This is a genomic window from Acidovorax sp. (assembly GCF_046294525.1).
Lineage (GTDB): Bacteria > Pseudomonadota > Gammaproteobacteria > Burkholderiales > Burkholderiaceae_C > Acidovorax.
The window spans coordinates 23,727-44,410 of record NZ_JBKBKQ010000019.1 but is presented as its reverse complement, the minus strand read 5'-3'; the positions used below and the strand labels follow the sequence as shown (position 1 = coordinate 44,410).

The 20,684-nt window shown below is 64.1% G+C and carries 19 protein-coding genes; 5 read left to right on the top strand and 14 right to left on the bottom strand.

The genetic code is table 11. The annotated features are described in order from the left end of the window. Positions 1-19 precede the first annotated feature (19 nt). The 6 genes from rfbC to ACK4HJ_RS16545 form a co-directional block, all read right to left on the bottom strand. A complete protein-coding gene (rfbC, locus tag ACK4HJ_RS16570) occupies positions 20-565 on the bottom strand; it encodes a dTDP-4-dehydrorhamnose 3,5-epimerase (protein WP_409833606.1) in 546 nt (181 codons plus the stop codon). 3 nt (positions 566-568) lie between these two features. Then, positions 569-2,398, bottom strand: a complete 1,830-nt coding sequence (locus tag ACK4HJ_RS16565) for a tetratricopeptide repeat protein (protein WP_409833604.1) — start codon at positions 2,396-2,398, stop codon at positions 569-571. An 8-nt stretch (positions 2,399-2,406) separates the two neighbouring features. Then, a complete protein-coding gene (rfbA, locus tag ACK4HJ_RS16560) occupies positions 2,407-3,291 on the bottom strand; it encodes a glucose-1-phosphate thymidylyltransferase RfbA (RefSeq protein WP_409833602.1) in 885 nt (294 codons plus the stop codon). A gap of 17 nt (positions 3,292-3,308) precedes the next feature. Further along, complete coding sequence (gene rfbD, locus ACK4HJ_RS16555) at positions 3,309-4,199, bottom strand: dTDP-4-dehydrorhamnose reductase (RefSeq protein ID WP_409833601.1); 891 nt, start codon at positions 4,197-4,199, stop codon at positions 3,309-3,311. Beyond that, positions 4,196-5,284: a dTDP-glucose 4,6-dehydratase gene (gene rfbB / locus ACK4HJ_RS16550; RefSeq protein WP_409833599.1), complete on the bottom strand. Its 1,089-nt coding sequence runs from the start codon at positions 5,282-5,284 to the stop codon at positions 4,196-4,198. The genes rfbD and rfbB overlap by 4 nt, the downstream gene beginning before the upstream one ends. Positions 5,285-5,399: 115 nt before the next feature. Continuing rightward, positions 5,400-7,388 carry an SDR family oxidoreductase gene (locus ACK4HJ_RS16545; protein WP_409833597.1) on the bottom strand — a complete coding sequence of 663 codons (1,989 nt, stop codon included), beginning with the start codon at positions 7,386-7,388 and terminating at the stop codon, positions 5,400-5,402. Positions 7,389-7,613: 225 nt separating this feature from the next. Between ACK4HJ_RS16545 and ACK4HJ_RS16540 the strand changes: the two genes are divergently transcribed. From ACK4HJ_RS16540 to ACK4HJ_RS16530, 3 genes are all read left to right on the top strand, one after another. Continuing rightward, positions 7,614-8,210, top strand: coding sequence for a phasin family protein (locus ACK4HJ_RS16540; protein ID WP_409833595.1), 597 nt, complete (start codon positions 7,614-7,616; stop codon positions 8,208-8,210). A gap of 249 nt (positions 8,211-8,459) precedes the next feature. Beyond that, positions 8,460-9,122, top strand: coding sequence for a TetR/AcrR family transcriptional regulator (locus ACK4HJ_RS16535; RefSeq protein WP_409833593.1), 663 nt, complete (start codon positions 8,460-8,462; stop codon positions 9,120-9,122). 77 nt (positions 9,123-9,199) lie between these two features. Further along, on the top strand, positions 9,200-9,976 hold the full coding sequence (locus ACK4HJ_RS16530) for a hypothetical protein (protein ID WP_409833591.1): 777 nt from the start codon (positions 9,200-9,202) through the stop codon (positions 9,974-9,976). 269 nt (positions 9,977-10,245) lie between these two features. On the opposite strand, the gene ACK4HJ_RS16525 is transcribed toward ACK4HJ_RS16530, so the two are convergent. Further along, positions 10,246-11,013, bottom strand: a complete 768-nt coding sequence (locus ACK4HJ_RS16525) for a type III pantothenate kinase (RefSeq protein ID WP_409833589.1) — start codon at positions 11,011-11,013, stop codon at positions 10,246-10,248. Positions 11,014-11,194: 181 nt separating this feature from the next. On the opposite strand from ACK4HJ_RS16525, the gene lysM reads away from it, so the two are divergent. Next, complete coding sequence (gene lysM, locus ACK4HJ_RS16520) at positions 11,195-11,683, top strand: peptidoglycan-binding protein LysM (protein WP_409833587.1); 489 nt, start codon at positions 11,195-11,197, stop codon at positions 11,681-11,683. Between the two features lie 202 nt (positions 11,684-11,885). Here lysM and ACK4HJ_RS16515 read toward each other — a convergent pair whose 3' ends face one another. From ACK4HJ_RS16515 to ACK4HJ_RS16485, 7 genes are all read right to left on the bottom strand, one after another. Further along, positions 11,886-12,302: a rhodanese-like domain-containing protein gene (locus ACK4HJ_RS16515; protein WP_409833585.1), complete on the bottom strand. Its 417-nt coding sequence runs from the start codon at positions 12,300-12,302 to the stop codon at positions 11,886-11,888. Positions 12,303-12,315: 13 nt separating this feature from the next. Then, on the bottom strand, positions 12,316-13,323 hold the full coding sequence (locus tag ACK4HJ_RS16510) for a M48 family metallopeptidase (protein ID WP_409833690.1): 1,008 nt from the start codon (positions 13,321-13,323) through the stop codon (positions 12,316-12,318). Positions 13,324-13,336: 13 nt separating this feature from the next. Continuing rightward, the gene (locus ACK4HJ_RS16505; RefSeq protein WP_409833583.1) at positions 13,337-14,131 is read right to left on the bottom strand and encodes a lysophospholipid acyltransferase family protein; all 795 of its coding nucleotides are present in this window, start codon (positions 14,129-14,131) and stop codon (positions 13,337-13,339) included. 67 nt (positions 14,132-14,198) lie between these two features. After that, positions 14,199-14,828, bottom strand: coding sequence for a D-glycero-beta-D-manno-heptose 1,7-bisphosphate 7-phosphatase (gene gmhB, locus ACK4HJ_RS16500; protein ID WP_409833581.1), 630 nt, complete (start codon positions 14,826-14,828; stop codon positions 14,199-14,201). A 52-nt stretch (positions 14,829-14,880) separates the two neighbouring features. Beyond that, positions 14,881-17,112: a glycine--tRNA ligase subunit beta gene (glyS, locus tag ACK4HJ_RS16495; RefSeq protein WP_409833579.1), complete on the bottom strand. Its 2,232-nt coding sequence runs from the start codon at positions 17,110-17,112 to the stop codon at positions 14,881-14,883. Between the two features lie 20 nt (positions 17,113-17,132). Further along, on the bottom strand, positions 17,133-18,038 hold the full coding sequence (gene glyQ, locus ACK4HJ_RS16490) for a glycine--tRNA ligase subunit alpha (RefSeq protein ID WP_060985268.1): 906 nt from the start codon (positions 18,036-18,038) through the stop codon (positions 17,133-17,135). Between the two features lie 460 nt (positions 18,039-18,498). Next, positions 18,499-19,587: a type II asparaginase gene (locus ACK4HJ_RS16485; protein WP_409833576.1), complete on the bottom strand. Its 1,089-nt coding sequence runs from the start codon at positions 19,585-19,587 to the stop codon at positions 18,499-18,501. A gap of 179 nt (positions 19,588-19,766) precedes the next feature. Between ACK4HJ_RS16485 and ACK4HJ_RS16480 the strand changes: the two genes are divergently transcribed. After that, positions 19,767-20,675: a LysR family transcriptional regulator gene (locus tag ACK4HJ_RS16480; RefSeq protein ID WP_409833575.1), complete on the top strand. Its 909-nt coding sequence runs from the start codon at positions 19,767-19,769 to the stop codon at positions 20,673-20,675. Positions 20,676-20,684 lie beyond the last annotated feature (9 nt).

The following is a 20,684-nucleotide window of genomic DNA, read 5'->3' as shown; positions in this document are numbered from 1 at the left end:
CAGCGAGAGGGAAAGCTACTCAGGGGAAAACCTCGGCGCTTTCAAAACTAGTACCTTGCGCATCCTTGCTGGACAGGCTTGGCGCTTGGCTCAGCCTCCAGTTGATAGCAAGCACCGGGTCGTTCCAGGCAATGCACCGCTCATGCACGGGAGCATAGTAGTCCGTGGTTTTGTAGAGAAATTCCGCAGCGTCACTCAAAACCACAAAACCATGGGCAAAACCTGGGGGCACCCAGAGCTGACGATGATTGTGCTCACTCAACTCTTCGCCTACCCACTGGCCAAAGGTGGGCGAACTCTTGCGAAGATCCACGGCCACATCAAAAACTGTGCCGCGCACTACCCGCACCAACTTGCCCTGTGGCTGCTGAATCTGATAGTGCAGGCCACGCAAAACCCCTTTGGCACTGCGACTGTGGTTGTCCTGCACGAATGTGTGCGCCATGCCGGTCGCTTCGTTGAAGGCGCGCTGGTTAAAGCTTTCCAGAAAGAACCCTCGGTCATCGCCGTATACCGTTGGCTCGATCAGGAGAACATCAGGAATGGCAGTGCGAAACGTTTTCATAGATCAGGGATGTAAAGCTGTTACTGCCTTCAGGTCACGAACAGCGAATGCGGCAGGCGCGAGCCCTTGGGCCCATCGATCGAACATCTGCGTATATGCGGCTTCCAGATTGGCCACAAATTCGGCGGAATTGAACAGTGGAAGAGAAGCCCGGTCCTCGGCAATGCGGCGCTTGAAGCCGTTGAGAAAATCGGCATCTGTCGCCAACCTGAACGCCATGGCCTCATACTCGTGCAGCGTATGTGTAACCAACTCGGGTAGCCCTGACGCAGCGAGCAAACTGGCCGCCACTCGACCAGCAAACGCCCTCCCCTGGCAGGTGAGCACGGGGACCCCAGCCCACAGCGCATCGCTTGCCGTTGTGTGGGCGTTGTAGGGCAAGGTGTCCAGCAAAATGTCCGCATGTGCATGGCGAGCAAGATGTTGCGCCAAAGGGACGCGCCTCGCAAAAACAAGCCGTTCTGGAGCCACCCCCTGCGCCGATGCCTCGCGCTGCAAATTTTCGCGGATGTCTGACAGGTCGCAAACAAGCCATAACACGCTGCCAGGGACTCGCTTGAGCAGACGCATCCAAACGGCAAAAAAGTCAGGTGTAATTTTGTAGCAGTTGTTGAAGGCGGCAAATACAAATCCGGACGATGGGAGCCCCTCTTCCACTCGCGTCGGCACACACTCGGAGATAGCGCGTTGGGTGTCGTTCACCTGGTAGCTGTGCGGCATCTGAACGATTTTTTCTGCGTACGCGGTCGCATCGGAGAATGGCGTGACGACAGGGTCACCAATGATGTAGTCGTACGCAGGATGCCCCATCGTCCCAGGGTAACCAAGATAGTTGACAACGATGGGAGCCGGCTTTCGGAGCAACACGGACGTGCGCGCTCCCCGGGTATATCCTTTCAGGTCCACGGCGATGTCCACTCGCGACTTCAACATCAGCTCGGCGATGTCTCCGTTGTTAAGGCCTCGCACATCTATAAATTCGTCAAACGCAGACTGCAGCCTTTTTCTCATCAAAGACCGGTCATCCGGGCCGAAAGAGAACGCCACGACTTCGAATCGGCTCCGATCGTGCCGCTCGAACAACTCAGCCGTCAGGTGGGCTGTTGCATGGTCGTGAAAGTCTGCCGACACGTAGGCCAGCTTGATGCGCCCGCCTTTTTGCCTTGGCGCGAAGACGCGTTTCGGCTCAATGGATTCGCGTTCCATCACGGTGTCGCCAAATGCCTTGGCGCAGCGGCGGTGGATTTCGGGGTCCTGCGTGAAAGATAACGATTCGAAAGGCAAAAGCGCTGGCGTTGGCGTCGATGCCAATTGGGCCTCCACTTTAATCCGCACCCTATCGAGTCCTTCCCATTGACAGGATTCAGAGCGGGCACGCCATAAACCTGCCCAAGCACTTGCCAGATGGGGTGCAAAGTGGACAGCCTGTTCGAACGCCTCCCCCGCCTCGGTATGCCGGGAGACCGCCAGGAGTGCAGTGGCCCGCGTTGCCCAGGCGGCGGCATATCCGGGCGCCTTTGCAAGCGCCTCATCAACTGCTGCGATTGCTGCCTCTGTGGCATCAATATCCTGAAGGGCGTTTGCCAAGTTGTTCCAAGCCATTGGGTCGGCCGGATTGACAGCCACGCTCTTGCGCAACAACTCGACAGCTTCATAAGGGCAACCAAGTTGCCCCGCTACAGTGCCAGCCAAATGCAACGCCATGGCATGCAAGGGGTTCTGCTGCAAGACGCGTCGATATACAGACTGAGCCTCGCGGCGGTAGCCCGATTTTTGCAGCGCGAGCCCCTGCTTGAGCTCCTCGAAATATGGATCCGCTCCCACGTTCGACATGTACCCAATCAGTAAATGACGTTGTGAAGCAATCGGCTTAAGTATTGGCCATAGCCACTCTTCGTAAGCGGCAATGCCAGCCTTTGCAACTCAGCGTCGTCGATCCAGTGGTGCCGCCACGCGATCTCTTCAGGACACGCAATCTTCAAACCCTGGCGATGCTCCAGCGTCGCAATGAACTGCCCCGCCTCCAGCAGGCTTTCGTGCGTGCCGGTATCCAGCCAGGCGTATCCCCGGCCCATGATCTCCACGCTGAGCTGTGACTGCTCCAGATACAGGCGATTGAGATCGGTGATTTCGTATTCACCGCGGGCTGACGGCTTCAGGCTCCGGGCCAGTTCCACGACCTGGCTGTCATAGAAATACAGGCCCGTCACTGCGTAGCTAGACTTAGGCTTCTGGGGCTTTTCCTCCAGCGAAAGCACCTTGCCCTGAGCATCAAACTCGGCAACGCCGTAGCGCTCCGGATCGTGGACATGGTAAGCAAACACGGTGGCGCCTTCTGTGCGCTGCATGGCATGGCCGAGCAGCTCGTGGAAGTCGTGGCCATAGAAGATGTTGTCGCCCAGCACCAGAGCGCTTGGCGAATCTCCAAGAAAGTTCTCGCCAATGAGGAAGGCCTGGGCCAGTCCGTCGGGACTGGGCTGCACTGCGTATTCCAGCCGGATGCCCCACTGGCTGCCATCGCCCAGCAGCTGCTCAAATCGCGGCGTGTCCTGCGGGGTGCTGATGATGAGGATTTCGCGGATGCCCGCGAGCATCAATGTGCTCAGCGGGTAATAGATCATCGGCTTGTCATACACCGGCAGCAGCTGTTTGCTGATCGCCAAGGTGGCCGGGTGCAGGCGGGTTCCGGAGCCTCCAGCGAGGATGATGCCTTTGCGTGCCGTCATGGTGGGTCCAGGGGTCGTCACAGGATTTCGGTAAGCATGCGGGATACACCGGCATGCCAGGGGGGCAGGACCAAACCCATGGTGGCCTGGAGTTTACGGGTGTTGAGCCGTGAATTGAGCGGGCGCGCCGCAGGGGTGGGGAACGCGCTGGTGGCGACAGGGGCCACTTCGTTAGCTATAATTTTTATAGCTTTCTGCGATTTACTGGCGTGCGATATGACGTATTTTGCATAGGAATACCACGTAGTCTCTCCCGCAGCGGCCACGTGATAGAGGCCCGCATCCTGCGGTTGGCGCCGCACATGGCGAATGGCGTGGGCCGTCACGTCGGCCAACAGCTCGGCACCCGTAGGGGCGCCCCACTGGTCGTCGATGACCGTCAGGCGTTCGCGCTCCTGCGCCAGGCGCAGCATGGTCTTGGCGAAGTTGCCGCCCCGCGCTGCATAGACCCAGCTGGTGCGCAGGATCAGGTGCTGTGCGCCTGACTGCGCAATCAGCTGCTCGCCTTGGAGCTTGGTGCGGCCATACACGCTCAGGGGCGCAGGGGTATCGCTCTCATCCCAGGGGCGCTCGCCGCTGCCGTCGAACACGTAGTCGGTGCTGTAGTGAACGAACGTTGCGCCAAGGCGGGCTGCCTCCTCGGCCAGGGCGCCGGGGGTCGTCGCGTTGAGAGTGCGGGCCAGTTCGGGCTCGCTCTCGGCCTTGTCCACTGCTGTGTGCGCTGCGGCATTCACGATGACGTCCGGGCGAAGGGTCCGAACGGTATCGGCAACGCCGGCGGGATTGGAGAAGTCTCCGCAGTGGTCGGCGCTGTCAAAGTCCAGCGCAGTCACCTGCCCCAGCACGGCCAGGCTGCGCTGCAGTTCCCAGCCGACCTGGCCACGGCAGCCAAACAGCAGGATGTTCATGCGGCTGCGCCCACTGGGGCACCATCGGCCGTCGCATATTGGGTCTGCAACCAGTCGCGGTAAGCGCCGGTCTGCACGTTGGCCACCCAGTCGGCGTTTTCCAGGTACCACTGCACGGTCTTGCGGATGCCGGTGTCGAAGGTCTCGGCAGGCTTCCAGCCCAGCTCGCGTTCGATCTTGCGCGCGTCGATGGCGTAGCGGCGGTCGTGGCCGGGGCGGTCTTTCACGTAGGTGATCTGGGCCTTGTAGCTCTGACCGTCAGCACGGGGGCGCAGCTCGTCAAGCAAGCTGCAGATCATGTTCACGATCTCGATGTTGGGCTTCTCGTTCCAGCCGCCCACGTTGTATGTTTCACCGGGGGAGCCGGCCTCCAGCACGCGGCGGATGGCGCTGCAGTGGTCCTTCACGTACAGCCAGTCGCGCACCTGCATGCCGTCTCCATACACCGGCAGGTTCTTGCCGGCCAGCGCGTTGACGATCATCAGCGGAATCAGCTTCTCCGGGAAGTGGTAGGGCCCATAGTTGTTGCTGCAGTTGGTGGTGAGCACCGGCAGGCCGTAGGTGTGGTGCCAGGCGCGCACCAGATGGTCGCTCGCAGCCTTGCTGGCGCTGTAGGGGCTGTTGGGCTCGAAGCCGCGGGTTTCGGTGAAGGCTGGGTCGGTGGGCGCGAGTGAGCCATACACCTCGTCGGTGGAAACGTGCAGGAAGCGGAAGGCCGCGCGCTCGCCCTCGGGCAGCGCGCTCCAGTAGGCGCGCACGGCTTCGAGCAGACGGAACGAGCCGACGATGTTGGTCTGGATGAAGTCTTCAGGACCGTGGATGGAGCGGTCCACATGCGATTCGGCCGCGAAGTTGACCACCGCGCGGGGCTTGTGCTCGGCCAGCAGGCGGGCCAGCAGCGCGGTGTCGCCGATGTCGCCCTGCACGAAGATGTGCCGGGGGTCGCCCTGGACGCTCTCCAGGTTGTGCAGGTTGCCCGCGTAGGTGAGCTTGTCGAGGTTGACCACGGGTTCGCTGGAGGTAGCGAGCCAGTCAAGAACGAAGTTGGCGCCGATGAAACCCGCGCCGCCAGTAACCAGAATCATAGGGAGGGCTTTGTGATGTGCCTGCTCGGCATAGCCCACGATTATCCCACCCTGCCCGGCACCCCGGTAACAGAGTTCTACGGGGACGGAATGGCACGGGCAGGCGTGGGTCCGGTCAGAAGTGGATGCCGCGCATCATCTGCTGCAGCGCCACGGCCTCGGCGGACAACTGCGGCTTGGCGTCCGTGCCGCCGCCCTTGGCGGCCGTGGAGTCCGGAAACATGCGAAAGCTCGTGTTCATGGTGATCTGCGCCACGCGCGGCACCAGCGCATGCAGGATCTGCCCGGTGATGCCCAGGCGCGTGGCAATGCGCACCGGCTTGAAGATGCAGGCCTGGGCAATCATGTCGGCCGCCTCTTCCGGCGCCAAGGTGGGTACGTTGTTGTAGATCTTGGTGGGCGCGATCATGGGCGTGCGCACCAGCGGCATGTTGATGGTGGTGAAGGTGATGCCCTGGTCGGCAAACTCGCTGGAGGCGCAGCGCGTCCAGGCATCCAGCGCCGCCTTGCTGGCCACATAGGCCGAGAAGCGCGGCGCGTTGGTCAGCACGCCGATAGAGCTGATGTTGACCACATGGCCCTTGCGCTTGGCCACCATGCCGGGCAGCAAGCCCATGGTCACGCGCAGGCAGCCGAAGTAATTCAGCTGCATGGTGCGCTCGTAGTCGTGGAAGCGGTCGTAGCTCGACTCGATGGCGCGGCGGATGGAACGGCCCGCGTTGTTGATCAAAAAGTCCACGCCACCGTGGTTGTCGATGAGCAGCTGCACGAACCGATCGCAGTCGGCCATGTCGGCAATGTCGGCCGGGTAGGCGATGAACTGGTAGCCCTTGGCCTTGGCTTCGGCGCAGGCTTCGTCCAGCTTGTCCTGGTCGCGCCCGCAGATGATGGTGGTGGCCCCCGCCTCGGCAAACTTGTGCGCAGCCGCCAGGCCGATGCCGGAAGAACCGCCGGTAATGAGCACGACCTTGCCAGCCACCGTGCCCTTGAGCGTGCGGTCGATGAACAGTTCGGGGTCGAGGTGGCGCTCCCAGTAGTCCCACAGGCGCCAGGCGTAATCCTTGAGGTTGGGGCAGTTCACGCCCGAGCCCTTGAGCGCCGCCAGGGTCTCGCGGCAGTCAAAGCGCGTGGGGTAGTTCACGAAGGTCAGCATGTCCTCGGGCAGGCCCAGGTCCTTCATCACCGCGTTGCGCACGCGGCGCACGGGTGCCAGCGCCATCAGGCTTTTCTTGACGCTCTTGGGGATGAAACCCAGCAGCGCGGCGTTGACGAACAGGTTCATGCGCGGCGCGTGCGCGGCGCGGCTGAAGATGTCAAGCACATCGCCCACGCGGTAGCCCACCGGGTCCACCAGGTGGAAGCACTTCTTGGCGATGGCCTTTTGATGGCTGATGACGTTGAGCGCGTTGACCACGAAATCCACCGGCACGATGTTCACGCGCCCGCCCTCCAGGCCCACCGTGGGCATCCAGGGCGGCAGCAGCTGGCGCAGGCGCTGGATGAGCTTGAAGAAGTAGTAGGGGCCGTCGATCTTGTCCATCTCGCCGGTCTGGCTGTCGCCCACCACCATGGCCGGGCGGTACACCGTCCAGGGCACCTTGCAGTCCTGGCGCACGATTTTTTCGCTCTCGTGCTTGGTCTGAAAGTATGGGTGGTCCAGGCCCTCGGCCTCTTCGAACATGTCTTCGCGGAACACCCCTTCGTACAGGCCTGCGGCGGCGATGGAGGAGACATGGTGGAAGTGGCCCGCATCGATCGCCTTCGCCAGGTCCACCGTGTTGCGCGTGCCGTCGATGTTCACGGCCACCTGCGTTTCCTCGTCGGCGGACAGGTCGTAGACGGCGGCCAGGTGGTAGAAGTGGTCGATCTGGCCCTTGAGCTTCTTGATGTCGTCCGCCGCCACGCCCAGTTTCTTGGCGGTGAGGTCGCCGAACACGGGCACGGCCCGGGCCGCCGTCACGCCCCAGAAGCTGCGCAGGTCGGCCACCTTGTCGGCGCTTTCGCGGCGGATCAGGAAATGGACCACGGCCCCCTTGCGCTCCAGCAGCTTCTTCACGAGCCGCTTGCCAATGAACCCCGTTGCCCCCGTCACGAAATACTGCATGGAAAACTCCTCTGAGAGACTTTCATTCTTGCCCAAGGCCGGCAGGCCCCGATTCAGCAGAAACCCGCGCCGATGCTAGGCGGCCAACGATTCGCTGGCTAGATGGCGCGCTCTACATTTTTAGGATCGCACGCCTACTCCTCACGCGCTGTGCGGCGTACAGTGCGGCCATGCGTCGAAGGCACCCCGCCCGGCAAACCCAACCCACCCCATCACGGAGGCCCCATGGTCAAGAAATTGCAGAAACTCAGCGCTGACAAAAAGAAGAGCAACGCCCAACTGTCCAGCACCGTCAAGGACTCCGCACAGCAGATCTGGCTGGCCGGTCTGGGCGCCTTCTCCAAAGCACAGGAAGAAGGCGGCAAGGTGTTTGAAGCCCTGGTCAAGGAAGGCCTGACCATCCAGCGCAAGACCCAGGCCGTGGCCGAAGAAAAGATCACCGAAGCCACCAGCCGCGTGACCACCATGGCCAACGACATCGGCTCCAAGGCGCAGGGCCAGTGGGACAAGCTCGAAAACATCTTCGAAGACCGCGTGGCCAAGGCCCTGGCCAAGCTGGGCGTGCCCTCGGCCCGCGACCTGGAAGCCCTGAGCGCCCGGGTAGATGCGCTGGCAAAGGGTAACAAGGCGGTACCGGCCAAGGCAGCCGCAAAGCCTGCTGCCAAGGCTCCCGTCAAGAAGGCGGCTACAAAGAAGGCTGCTCCTGCCAGGGCGGCGGCCAAGCCCGCTGCTAAAGCGGCACCGGCCAAGAAGGCTGCTGCCCGCAAGACTGCAGGCCGTGCTGCCGATGCAGCGGCAGGCACCACATCGTCAGCCAGCTGATTCATCCCTCTGGCTCGCCGCTAACCAAACGGCCGATGCGCTCCGCGTATCGGCCGTTTTTGTTTTGGCAAACGCCCTGCAGTGCGCTACAAGTAGCGCTATGCCATAGAGACTACCCCTGTGTGCAGACACGCGGCCCGCACGCGAAGCAGCGGCGCGATGCCGCAGTGCAGCATTTCTCCGTGCGTTAGAGTAGCCACCAGAGACACTGCAACAACAACACGCAACGACGCGAAGGGGCACGCACACATGGTGAAGAAAGCGCCACGCCGCACTGCAGAACGCATCCTGGAAGTGACGCTGGACCTGTTCAACCGGTTCGGCGAACCCAACGTCTCCACCACCCTAATCTCGGCCGAGTTGCGCATCAGCCCCGGCAATCTGTACTACCACTATCCGGCCAAGGACGAGCTGATCAACGCGCTATTTGATCGATACGAAAGCTCGCTTACCGAGCTGCTGGCCGCTGCCGACGGAGTGCGCAATGTGGAGGACGCGTGGTTCTTCATGCACACGCTGTTCGAGCTGATCTGGCAGTACCGGTTTTTGTACCGCGACCTCAACGATCTGCTGTCCAAGAACCGCCGCCTGGAGACGCACTTTCAGGCCATCCTCAAGAACAAGACCCGCGCGGTGCGCGCCATGCTAGATGGCATGGGCCGTGCCGACACCTTGCATATCGACTCGCGCGAGCTGGAGGCCACCGCCACCAGCATGGTGGTGGTGCTCACCTACTGGCTCAGCTTTGAATACGTGCGCGACCCGCGCCGCGCGCTGGAACCCGAAAGCGCCCAGGCCGCCCTGATGCGCGGCGCCCACCATGTGCTGAACCTGCTCATGCCGTATTTGGAGACCAGCCAGCGCGCGCACCTGCTGCAGTTGGTGGGAGCCTATGCCACAGCCCCAGGTTGACGAGGACGGCTGCACAAAAAGATCAACGCAACCCAACAAAATCACACACAAACAGACGACCGACAGGAGACAACACCATGGCCAAATGGACCCCATTCCCCCACGCGGGCGACTACGCCTTTGACGCCAACAGCGTGAAAAAGCAGTGGGCGCGCCTGCACGGCGGCGATGCCGAACCCTGCCCCAAGGATGCCGCCGTGCTGCAGGCCTGGGCCCTGTTTCACAATGGCGAATTCGAACAAGCCGCTGCAGCCGGGCTGGCGGCGGGCGGTGCCGGCATCACCGTGGCCAACAAGGCCACGGCGATTTACGCCAACTACCTGGAGCAGAAAGAAAAAACGCGACTGGACCTGTTCACCCAGGTGGCCGAGCGCGCAGAGGCCCAGGCTGCTGCAGAGCCCGACAACGCCAACGCGTGGTACTGGCACGCGTATGCGTTGGGCCGCTACAGCCAGGGCATCAGCGTGGCGAAGGCCCTGGCCCAGGGGCTGGGTGGCAAGGTGAAGGAGTCACTGGAGAAAGCCATTGCCCTGTCGCCCCAGCATGCGGACGCACGCATCGCGCTGGGCGCCTTCCATGCGGAGGTGATCGACAAGGTGGGCTCGCTCATCGGCGGCATGACCTACGGCGCCAAGAAGGACACCGGGCTCAAGCTGTTTCAAGAGGCGCTCAAGCTCAACCCCGGCTCGGCCATCGGCATGATCGAATACGCCAACGCGCTGGTCATGCTGGAAGGCGACAAGAAGATGCAGGACGCCACCGTGCTGTACGAAAAGGCTGCGGCCAGCGAGCCGGCAGATGCCATGGAGCGCCTGGATGTGGAAATGGCGCGGGCTGAGCTGGAAGAAGAGTAAGAGGCATCCCCATGAGGCGCTTCGCGCCTTCCCCCTTCTCTCGAATCACTGCATGATTCGGGAAGGGGGACACCGCCAGCGCGGCGGGGCGGCCCTTGCGCGGCGGTCGCTGGCATTTGTGCTGCGACTGTTTCGACGGTCCGTGACGAAAGCGCCGTCACATTAATCCGATGACTACGACGTCGATTGACTGGCACGAACGATTTCCGACTTCAAACGCGTGGATGCAAGCCCCACAAGCCCACGCAAATCCCAAGCTTCGGAAGGCCTCAGCCTCCATAACGCCGCGCAGCAATCTCCAGCAGCCCGTCAAAAATCAGGTTGTCTACCAACTCGAAAGGCCGCGTCATGCTGGGCGCCATCTTCCACCCGGCGCCACCGGTCATGATGCAGGCGGGTTCCTGGCCGCTGTGCTCAAGCAGATGCTGGTACATGCGCTCCACGGCGCCGGCGATGGCGTAGGTGCCGCCGCTGGTGAGTGCATCGCTGGTGTTGGTGGGGAACAGGCGCACCTCGCCGGTGGGCACGTGCAGACCGGCGGTGCCGGATTCGAGCGCGCGCAGCATGATGCCGTGGCCGGGCAGGATGAGGCCGCCCATGAAGCGGCCCTCGGCGTCAATGCATTCCACGGTGACGGCCGTGCCCACCATCACCACCACCAGCGGGCGCGCGGGGCCTTGCGCCAGCACATGGTGGCGCGCGCCGATCATGGCCACCCAGCGGTCGGAGCCGAGGCGCGAAGGGTGGTCGTAGCCGTTGATGAGGCCCGCCTCCTGCGCAGACGACACGACCCACGACGGGGCCACGTCCCACAGCTCCATCTGCTCCTGTACCCGGCGCTTGACGGCGTCACCGGCGACCACGCAGCCCAGCATGTGCTGCGGCGCGGGCAGCGCGGCCCAACTGGTTTCGGCCAGGCGGTCGATGTGGTCCAGGAACTCGGCGCCGTGTGCCATCGGCACAGCCCCAGGGCGGGGAGCGTCGTACAACGCCCATTTGAGACGCGTGTTGCCGACGTCGATGGCCAGAAAAGTCATGCGGCGGATTATCCCGAGTTTTGTTTTGGGAGGGCTGTGCGGGGCGCGACACCCTGCCCCGCGCGCTTTGCAGCTGCTCCGACAATGTTAAAAATCGTTTCGCGCAGCCGTCCGACACGACGGCGCTGCCCATTGCCGCTACAGTGGTCGATCCCGTTTCTGCAACATTAGGAGGTACCACATGGGTCTTTTCAGTTTCATCAAGGAAGCCGGTGAAAAGCTGTTTGGCGGCAAAGAGGCGCAGGCCGCACCGGCAGCCGCAGCGCCCTCGCAGGACGAGCTCAATGCCAAGGCCGCCAAGGCCATCGAGACCTACATTGCAGCGCAAAACCTGGGCGCCACCAACGTGCAGGTGGCCTTTGACGGCAGCCAGGGCAAGGTCACCGTGAAGGGCGCCGCCCCCACGCAGGCTGCCAAGGAGAAGATCACGCTGTGCTGCGGCAACGTGGCCAGCGTGACCAGCGTGGACAACCAGATGACGGTGACCAACCCCGAGCCCGAGGCGCAGTACCATGACGTGGTGCGCGGTGATACGCTGAGCGCCATCGCCAAGAAGTTCTACGGCGACGCCAACAAGTACCCTGTGATCTTCGAGGCCAACAAGCCCATGCTGAGCCACCCCGACAAGATCTACCCAGGCCAGAAGCTGCGTATTCCTGCACTGAAGTGACCCCTTGAGTCGCCTGCGGCGCCTTCCCCCAAGGGGGGACGCACCCGGTGGCCCGGCGAAGCCGGTTCCACGGGTGCACTGGGCTGAGCCGTGGGTGTTCCGACGCCCCAGACGAACGAAAGGCGGGGGCAAGTCAAACTTCAAAAAAGATCAGCTGCCAGCGCTTATTCATTAAGCGCTGGCAGCTATTTTTTTGAGAGCATCAGCCCTGCTTCCACGGCAGGCCATGAAAGCGCCAGCCGCCCTTCTTGCCGCGCTGGCCTTGCGCATCCGCATCGCCCTCAAACCCCTCAAGGATGTTGTACGCCGTGATACCTAGCTCGGTGGCGCGGCGCGCGGCGGCGATGGAGCGCACACCGCTGCGGCACAGCAGCACTGCCCGCGCGCTCTCGGGCACGGCGGCGCGCATCTGGGCATCAAAGTCGGCGTTCATCGCCATGCCCGGCCATTGCTTCCAGGCCACGGCGGCGGCGCCGGGCACGTAGCCGACCCACTCGCGTTCGGCGTCGCTGCGCACATCCACCAGCACGGCCTGCCCGGCCTGCACCCATTGCCAGGCCTGCTGGGGCGTCACGTCACCGGCGTAGCCGTCAGCGGGGAAAATCTTTGATTCAGTCATCGTCGGGGTCCTTTCAATCCCACAGGGGAGCCGGTTCGTCGCGCAGGTGGCTGCGCAGCTGTGCATAGTCGGGCACCACGGTGGCCACGGTATCCCAGAAGCGGGGGCTGTGGTCCATCACGCGCAGGTGCGCCAGCTCGTGCGCGACCACGTAGTCGATGATGGCCGGGCGGTAGTGCAGCAGGCGCCAGTTCAGGCGGATGGAGCCGTCGGCCTTGGCGCTGCCCCAGCGGGTGTTGGCGCTGGACAGCCGGAGGCTGGCCCAGCGCACGCCGAGCAGCGGCGCAAAGTGGTCCAGCCGCTCGGTGAAGTGGCGGCGCGCGTCACGCATCAGCCAGGCCTGCACGGCGTCGCGGATCTGCGCGGAGCTGGCGCTTTGCGGCAGGCCGATGTGCAAGCTTGCGCCCTGCCCTGCGCTGGCGCCCGCCACCAGCGCCCCGCCCTTGCCGGCAAAGCCGTGGCTGGGGTCCAGCACCACTGTAAGCGGCGCGCCCAGGTAAGGCAGCACGGCGCCGGGTGCCCACACGATGCGGCCGCCTTCGATGCGCTGCTGGCGCTCGCGCGCCTCGCCCAGCTTGCGCAGGATCCAGTCAGACTTCTCGCGCAGCGCGGCATCCACCGCACCCAGCGTGACCCAGCTGGGCGCGCGCACGGCCAGCCCGTCGGCCCCCACGGTGAAGCCGATGGTGCGGCGCCGTGCGCGCTGCAGTGCGTAGCCCACCACGGCATCGCCCAGCAACACTTCGCGGTTGGCCTGGGGGTGACGGAATTCGGCGGGGGACAGCAACGAGGGCAGCGGAACGGATGGGGCTGCAGGGCGGAAATTTGCTACTGATTCAGGAGCCTTCAGCGCTTTCCCATTAAGCGCTGGAGGCACTTTCTGGTCAAAATCTTGCGCCCCAGAAGGCGGCGCAGATCGTCCAGAGGGTGAAGACGCTGCAGACGGTGCTGCGGGTGCGGGCGCAGCGGCGGCCGGCGGGTCGTCGAACAGGTCGAGCGCCAGTTGCACAAGCCGCTGCATCATCACGGCAGGCCTACTCCCCGCCGCGGTCGGCTGTAACGGATGCAGCCGCTGTGCTTGCGGTGGGCGCTGCGGGGTAGGCCCCTGGGTCCAGCCGGCGCATCTCGGCCTCGATCCAGGCCTCCACCTCGCGCATCAGTTCGTCGGGCTGGCGGCCGACGCTGGAAATGGGCTGCCCGATGGACACCTCGACCACGCCGGGCCGCTTGATGAATGCCTTGCGCGGCCAGACCTTGGCGGACGTGACGGCGATAGGCACCACGGGCGCGCCGGTGTCGATGGCCAGGCGCGTGCCGCCAGTCTTGTACTGGCCCTTTTGCCCGCGCGCAATGCGCGTGCCCTCGGGGAACATGATGATCCAGATGCCCTTGGCCAGCAGGTCTTTGCCCTGCTGCACCACCTTATTGAACGCCTGCGTGCGCTGGCTGCGGTCGATGTGGATCATGTCCAAGCGCCCGATGGCCCAGCCGAAGAAGGGCACGTAGAGCAGTTCCTTCTTGAACACGTAGGCCAGGGGGTGCGGCATGATCGTGGGCATCAAAAAGGTCTCGAAGGTGGATTGGTGCTTGACCAGTAGCACCGCACCCGCGTTCTCGCCCTGGGGCAGGTGCTCCATGCCGGTGATCTCCACCCGGATGCCCAGCAGCACGCGCGCACCGCTGATGCACAGCGACAGCCAGGCCCGAGCGATGCGGTAGAGCGGCAGCCCCCGCACGCCCAGCAGGGTGCCCAGCATGATGGCCAGCGCGTACGGCACCACGGTGATGCCCATCCAAAGAAGGTGAATGACCGAACGGATAAATGCCATATTTTTATGGTGTTTTTGGCGTCCAGCGCTTATCTATCAAGCGCTGACAGCTATTAATAAAGGAGCATCACAACATGCCACCCGGGGGAGGGACTGCGGCGCCAGCAGCTTCTGCCGTAGTCGGCATCGGGGGGTTGGCCGGCTGGGGGGCCGCAGGCAGCAGCTGGTCCACAAAGTCGCCGAGGCTGGCGTGCAACTGCGTGCCGGCAGGCAGCCCCACGGGCAGGCCGCCGTCCGGCTCCACCTGTGCGGACTGGCCGGTGCACACCAGGTGCAGGTGCGCGCCCAGTGCCGCGCCGGCCAGCAGGTGCGCGGCGCAGTTGCCCACCACATGCACGTCCTCGCGCTCCACACCGTAGCGATCGCAGATCTGTTCGAGCAACCCCGGCGCGGGCTTGCGGCAAGCACAGTCCTCGTCGGCGGCGTGGGGGCAGTAAAAAACGGCGTCGATGCGCCCCCCTACCGCGGCCACCTGCCGGTGCATTTTGGCGTGGATGGCATTGAGCGCCACCACATCAAACAGCCCGCGCCCCAGCCCCGGCTGGTTGGTGGCCACCACCACGTGCCAGCCCGCATGGTTGAGCCGCGCCACCGCCTCCAGCGCCCCAGGCAGGGCCATCCATTCGTCCGCCGAGGTGATGTAGTCATCCCCCAGCGGGTTGAGGGTGCCGTCGCGGTCCAGGATGACGAGTTTCATAGGGTGGGTGCGCCTTGTGAGACCTGCCAGCCTATCAGCTTGTGCCCACCGGTCAAACCGCCAGGCGAGACAGGTCGGCCACGCGGTTCATCGCGTTGTGCAACATCTTGAGCAGGCCCAGGCGGTTCATGCGCACGTCCAGCTGTTCGGCGTTGACCATTACGTCGTCAAAGAACGCATCCACCGGGGCGCGCAGCACGGCCAGGGTCTGCAGCGATGCGGTGTAGTCGCCCGCGTCGAACTGCGCATTGGCCTCGGGCACGAAGCGCTGCAGCGCGGTGTACAGGTCGTGCTCGGCCTTTTCCTGCAGCAGCTCGGGGTTGACGTGGGCGTCCACCGGGCCTTCGACTTCGGCTTTTTTCAGGATATTGCCCACGCGCTTGTTGGCGGCTGCGAGCGCCGCCGCTTCGGGCAGCGATGCAAATGCGCGAACGGCCGCCAGCTGTTTTTCGACCAAGGCCAGACGCTGCGGGCGCAGGGCCAGCACGGCGTCCACTTCTTGCGCGCTGTAGCCTTGCTCGCGCAGGCTGCCGGCGAGGCGGTCGTAGATGAAGCTAAGCAGCTCCGTCCCGTCGAGCTTTTCCGCCCCGAAATGCGAATTCAAAGAGCTCAAGTAATTCTGAGCTGTCTCGCTCGTCATCGAGTCGGTCGGACCCAGGGTTGCATTGAGAAAATGCGACATGAAAGGGCGGGCCGCTACAGCGACCAGCAGGGACACGTCCAGCGGCAGCTCTTTTTCGACCAGCATGCGGATCACGCCCAGCGCATGGCGGCGCAGCGCAAACGGGTCTCGGTCGCCCGTGGGCAGGTTGCCAATGCCGAACATGCCGACCAGGGTTTCCAGCTTGTCGGCCAGCGCCACCACCACGCCCACCGAGTTGCGCGGCAGTGCGTCGCCCGCAAAACGCGGCTTGTAGTGGTCTTCAATGGCATTCGCCACGGTCTCGCCCAGGCCGTCGTTCAGGGCGTAGTAGCCGCCCATGATGCCCTGCAACTCCGGGAACTCGCCCACCATGTCGGTCACGAGGTCGGTCTTGGCCAGCAATGCGGCTTGGTCGGCGTCGGCCACCAGTTGCGCATCGCCCAGTTGTTGAGCGATGGCCTTGGCAATGGCGCGCACGCGCTCCACGCGCTCGCCCTGCGTGCCCAGCTTGTTGTGATAGACCACCTTGCCCAGGCCCTCGACGCGCGAGGCCAGGGTCTTCTTGCGGTCCTGGTCAAAGAAGAACTTGGCATCGGCCAGGCGCGGACGCACCACGCGCTCGTTGCCGCCGGTCACAAAGCTCGTGTCTTCAGGGCTGATGTTGCTGACCACCAGGAACTTGTTCGTCAGCTTGCCTGCTGCGTCCAGCAGCGGGAAGTACTTCTGGTTGGCCTTCATCGTGAGGATGAGGCACTCTTGCGGCACGCCCAGGAACTGCTCTTCAAACTGGCAGATGACGACGTTCGGGCGCTCGACCAGCGCGGTCACTTCGTCCAGCAGGGCTTCGTCTTCGATGGGGCGGGCGCCATTGCCGACCTTGGCGGCAGCCGCAGCGAGCTGGCGGGCGATCTCGGCCTTGCGCTCGGCAAAGCTGGCGATCACGGCGCCGTCTCTTTGCAGCGTAGCGGCGTAGCTGTCGGCGTCGGCCAGCACTACGGGCGACACGGCGGCTTCAAAACGGTGGCCGATGGTGCTGTTGCCAGCCGTCAGGCCCAGCGCCTTGACGGGCACCACCGTGCTGCCATGCAGCGCGACCAGGCCATGTGCAGGGCGCACAAAGTTCACGCTGGTCCAGCCGGGCAGCTCGCAGTCCGTTTCGAGCTGGTAGCTCATCACCTTGGGAATGGGCAGCTTGGCAATGGCTTCATCCAGCGCTTTTTGCAGACCCGCCTGCAGCGTCGCGCCTGGCACCACGCTGTCGTAAAACAGCGCTTCGGCCTTGCCGTCCTGGGCGCGCTTGAGCGCGGCCACGGCGGCCGCGGGGTTGGACACATCAGCGCCCAGCGCCTGCAGCTTTTTCAGCAGCGCGGGCGTGGCGTTGCCGTCCTTGTCCAAGCCCACGGTCACGGGCATCAGCTTTTGCTGCACGGCCTTGTCGGCGGCCTTGTCGGCCACGGCGGTCACGTGCGCAGCCAGGCGGCGGGGCGAGGCAAAAGGGGTGACCACAGAAGCGGCTGTGGCCAGACCCAGGGCCTTGAGCTGGTCGCCCAGCACGGTGGCAAAGGCATCGCCCAGCTTTTGCAGCGCCTTGGGGGGCAGTTCTTCGACAAACAGTTCAACGAGGAGGTTTTGGGTCGTCATGTTCTTGTTCTTTCGCTCGTTCACGCGGCCTTTTTGACCATCTGTTCCACCCACTCGCGCGGCGCCATGGGGAAGCCGAGGCGCTCGCGGCTGTCGTAGTAGCTCTGCGCCACGCTGCGGGCCAGGTTGCGGATGCGGCCGATGTACGCGGCGCGCTCGGTCACGCTGATGGCGCCACGGGCATCCAGCAGGTTGAAGCTGTGTGCGGCCTTGAGCACTTGCTCATACGCAGGCAGCGCGAGCTGCTGTTCCATGAGGTACTTGGCCTGCTTTTCGTGCGCGTTGAAGGCGGTGAACAAGAAGTCCGCGTCGCTGTGCTCGAAGTTGTAGGTGGACTGCTCCACCTCGTTTTGCTTGTACACGTCGCCGTAGCTCAGCGTGTCGGTCCACTTCAGGTTGTAGACGTTGTCCACGCCCTGCAGGTACATGGCCAGGCGCTCCAGGCCGTAGGTGATTTCGCCGGTGGCGGGCTTGCAGTCGATGCCGCCGACTTGCTGGAAGTAGGTGAACTGCGTGACTTCCATGCCGTTGAGCCACACCTCCCAACCCAGGCCCCAGGCGCCGAGCGTGGGGTTTTCCCAGTCGTCTTCCACAAAGCGGATGTCGTTCTTTTTCAGGTCGAACCCCAGCGCTTCGAGCGAGCCCAGGTACAGCTCCAGGATGTTGGCCGGGGCGGGCTTGAGCACCACCTGATACTGGTAGTAGTGCTGCAGGCGGTTGGGGTTCTCGCCGTAGCGGCCGTCCTTGGGGCGGCGGCTGGGCTGCACATAGGCGGCCTTCCAGGGCTCGGGACCGATGGCGCGCAGGAAGGTGGCGGTGTGCGAGGTGCCGGCGCCCACTTCCATGTCATAGGGTTGCAAAAGGGCGCAACCCTGCGCGTCCCAGTAGGACTGCAGCTTCAGGATGATTTGCTGGAAGGTCAACATGGCGTCTGTGGCTGAGGCACTGGCAAGCCAGGCCGGGCAAGTAAGGGGAAAAGAATAAAACGCGGTGCGTGAGCAACCCGATGCCCACCGCCCACAAGGCAACAAGGACGGGCATCGCGCGCAAACCGGCGATTTTACGGCGCGCCGCCGCGTGTGCCGCGACAGCGCCCACAACATCGGCGCGCGCCCATGAAAAAAGGCCGGAGCCCTTTTGGAGCCCCAGCCTTCCCAACCAGTCACGCGAGCTATAAGCCGGTGCGTGCCGATGACCACCTTTGCGGGCAGCCCGTTGGCGCACATGTGGTGCGCCAAGTTTTATCTGAAATAGCCTACCGCTAGGCAAGTCGCCACCCGCCGATACCGGCATGGACCCGGCCAGCGCCCCCGCGCAAGGGCCGCCCCGCCGCGCTGGGGGCGTCCCCCTTCAGGGGGAAGGCGCGAAGCGACTCAGGGGGTCTTCTTAATACTCCCAGAAAATGCGCTGGAGTTCCTTGCTGTCCTGGGTCTTGGTCAAAGCCACCATGGCAAGGATGCGGGCCTTTTGCGGACGCAGGTCATGCGCCACCACCCAGTCGTATTTGTCGTCAGGCTGCTCGGCATTGCGCAGCACAAAACCATCGGGCACGCGGGCCGAGCGGATGATCTGCACGCCCGAGGCGCGCAGGGCCTTGAGCGATTCCACCGCCTGCGCGGCCACCGAGCCGTTGCCCGTGCCGGCGTGGATCAGCGCCTTCACGCCCGCCTTACCGTAGGCCTCGATGCCGGTGGTGTTCATGTTGCCGTAGCCGTACACGATGTCCACAGCAGGCAGCGCCTTGATGTCGTCGATGTTGAACTCGGAGTTGGTGGTGTGGCGCTTGACCGGGGCGCGAAACCAGTAGTTCTTGCCTTCCACCACCATGCCCAGCGGGCCCCACTGGCTCTTGAAGGCCTCGGTTTTGATGTTGATGTGCTTGTGCACGTCGCGGCCGCTCTGGATCTCGTCGTTCATGGTCACCAGCACGCCCTTGCCGGCAGCGTCCTTGCTGGCGGCCACGGTCACGGCGTCGTACAGGTTCAGCGCGCCGTCGGCCGACAGGGCCGTGCCGGGACGCATGGATCCGACCACCACGATGGGCTTGGTGGTGCGCACGGTGAGGTTCAGGAAGTAGGCGGTTTCTTCCAGCGTGTCGGTGCCGTGGGTGATGACGATGCCGTCCACGTCAGCCTGCTTGGACAGGGCGGAGACACGCTGGCCCAGGCGCAGCAGGTGCTCGTTGGTGAAGCTCTCGGAGGCAATCTGGAATACCTGCTCACCAGACACCTTGGCTACATTGGCCAGCTCAGGCAGGCCCGCCAGCAGCTTATCGACCGGCACCTTGGCGGCGGCATAGGTCGCGCTGTTGGCGGCCGAGGCGCCCGCACCGGCAATGGTGCCGCCCGTGGCGAGCACGACCACATGGGGCTTGGCCGCCTGGGCCAGGGCGACCGTGGACAGGGCCGAGAGCACGACGCCCGCAAACCAGCGGCGCGTGATGGACGAGGAAGAAGAAGCAGAAAAAATTCGCATGGTTGTGTCTCCGGGTCATTCTCCGGGCGCTGCGGGGTAGTGCGGCGCCCTGCTGCCGTCCGCCCCGGTGCGCGGGTGTCGGGCGGTGCGGCATCCTATGAGAAATCCACACACAGCCAAGTGGAATAATCGGCGTCACCCTGTGAATTGAATTCACACCCCTTTTTCACGGAATTCCCATGAACCTGCGCCAGCTCGAAGTGTTCCAGGCTGTATTGCAGACCGGCAGCATGAGCGCGGCAGGCCGTCTGCTGTGCATTACGCCCTCGGCCGTGAGCAAGGCTGTGGCCCACACCGAACTGCAGTTGGGCTACCGGCTGTTCAACCGCACGCCAGCGGGCCTGACGCCCACACCCGAGGCCCAGGTGCTGGCCGTGGAATCCGGCAGCATCCACCGCCAGCTGGACGCGCTGCAGCGCACGGCGCGCAACCTGGCGACCACCGAGCTGGGCGATGTGCGGCTGGCGGCCATCCCGTCCATCACCCACGAATTTCTGCCCACGCTGCTGCACCGCCACGCGCAAAAACACCCGCAGGTGGGGGTGGAAGTGCGCACCATCCACCAGGACCAGATGACGCAGGCACTGCTCACGCGCAGCGTGGACTTTGGACTGGGTTTTTTCGAGCACCCGCACCCACAGGTGCACAGCGAATTGCTGGTCAGCGGGCGCCTGTCACTGGCCGTGGCGCGCACTGTGTGGGACCGAGCCCCGCGCGCCGCCAGCATGGCCGCGCGGCTGGCGCAGGTGCCGGTCATCCGCTTGGTGGGCGACGACCCCATGCGCCAGTCCATCGACCACACGGCCGACCGCCTGGGCACGCCGGGCGGGCCGGGCATCCAGGTGCAGACCTCGCGCCTGGCGCTGGAGCTGGTGCGGCTGGGCATGGGCTGGACGGTGGTGGATTTCCTCACCGCCATCCGCCTGGACCCGGCCCACATGGTGGCGGTGGAGTTGCCCGACCTGCCGCCCATGTCGCTGTACAGCTACCACGCCAGCCACCACCCACCGGGGCTGCAGGCCACGCGCATGCTGGCCATGCTGCCTGCACTGCTGCACGAGGCGCTCTCGCCCCGGCCGCGCAAGTAGCCTGCGCAT

What these genes read in the sequence shown, in the direction of transcription:
- rfbC (WP_409833606.1), bottom strand. Translation starts at nt 565, where the DNA reads ATGAAAACGTTTCGCACTGCCATTCCTGATGTTCTCCTGATCGAGCCA.
- ACK4HJ_RS16565 (WP_409833604.1), bottom strand. Translation starts at nt 2,398, where the DNA reads ATGTCGAACGTGGGAGCGGATCCATATTTCGAGGAGCTCAAGCAGGGG.
- rfbA (WP_409833602.1), bottom strand. Translation starts at nt 3,291, where the DNA reads ATGACGGCACGCAAAGGCATCATCCTCGCTGGAGGCTCCGGAACCCGC.
- rfbD (WP_409833601.1), bottom strand. Translation starts at nt 4,199, where the DNA reads ATGAACATCCTGCTGTTTGGCTGCCGTGGCCAGGTCGGCTGGGAACTG.
- rfbB (WP_409833599.1), bottom strand. Translation starts at nt 5,284, where the DNA reads ATGATTCTGGTTACTGGCGGCGCGGGTTTCATCGGCGCCAACTTCGTT.
- ACK4HJ_RS16545 (WP_409833597.1), bottom strand. Translation starts at nt 7,388, where the DNA reads ATGCAGTATTTCGTGACGGGGGCAACGGGGTTCATTGGCAAGCGGCTC.
- ACK4HJ_RS16540 (WP_409833595.1), top strand. Translation starts at nt 7,614, where the DNA reads ATGGTCAAGAAATTGCAGAAACTCAGCGCTGACAAAAAGAAGAGCAAC.
- ACK4HJ_RS16535 (WP_409833593.1), top strand. Translation starts at nt 8,460, where the DNA reads ATGGTGAAGAAAGCGCCACGCCGCACTGCAGAACGCATCCTGGAAGTG.
- ACK4HJ_RS16530 (WP_409833591.1), top strand. Translation starts at nt 9,200, where the DNA reads ATGGCCAAATGGACCCCATTCCCCCACGCGGGCGACTACGCCTTTGAC.
- ACK4HJ_RS16525 (WP_409833589.1), bottom strand. Translation starts at nt 11,013, where the DNA reads ATGACTTTTCTGGCCATCGACGTCGGCAACACGCGTCTCAAATGGGCG.
- lysM (WP_409833587.1), top strand. Translation starts at nt 11,195, where the DNA reads ATGGGTCTTTTCAGTTTCATCAAGGAAGCCGGTGAAAAGCTGTTTGGC.
- ACK4HJ_RS16515 (WP_409833585.1), bottom strand. Translation starts at nt 12,302, where the DNA reads ATGACTGAATCAAAGATTTTCCCCGCTGACGGCTACGCCGGTGACGTG.
- ACK4HJ_RS16510 (WP_409833690.1), bottom strand. Translation starts at nt 13,323, where the DNA reads ATGCAGCGGCTTGTGCAACTGGCGCTCGACCTGTTCGACGACCCGCCG.
- ACK4HJ_RS16505 (WP_409833583.1), bottom strand. Translation starts at nt 14,131, where the DNA reads ATGGCATTTATCCGTTCGGTCATTCACCTTCTTTGGATGGGCATCACC.
- gmhB (WP_409833581.1), bottom strand. Translation starts at nt 14,828, where the DNA reads ATGAAACTCGTCATCCTGGACCGCGACGGCACCCTCAACCCGCTGGGG.
- glyS (WP_409833579.1), bottom strand. Translation starts at nt 17,112, where the DNA reads ATGACGACCCAAAACCTCCTCGTTGAACTGTTTGTCGAAGAACTGCCC.
- glyQ (WP_060985268.1), bottom strand. Translation starts at nt 18,038, where the DNA reads ATGTTGACCTTCCAGCAAATCATCCTGAAGCTGCAGTCCTACTGGGAC.
- ACK4HJ_RS16485 (WP_409833576.1), bottom strand. Translation starts at nt 19,587, where the DNA reads ATGCGAATTTTTTCTGCTTCTTCTTCCTCGTCCATCACGCGCCGCTGG.
- ACK4HJ_RS16480 (WP_409833575.1), top strand. Translation starts at nt 19,767, where the DNA reads ATGAACCTGCGCCAGCTCGAAGTGTTCCAGGCTGTATTGCAGACCGGC.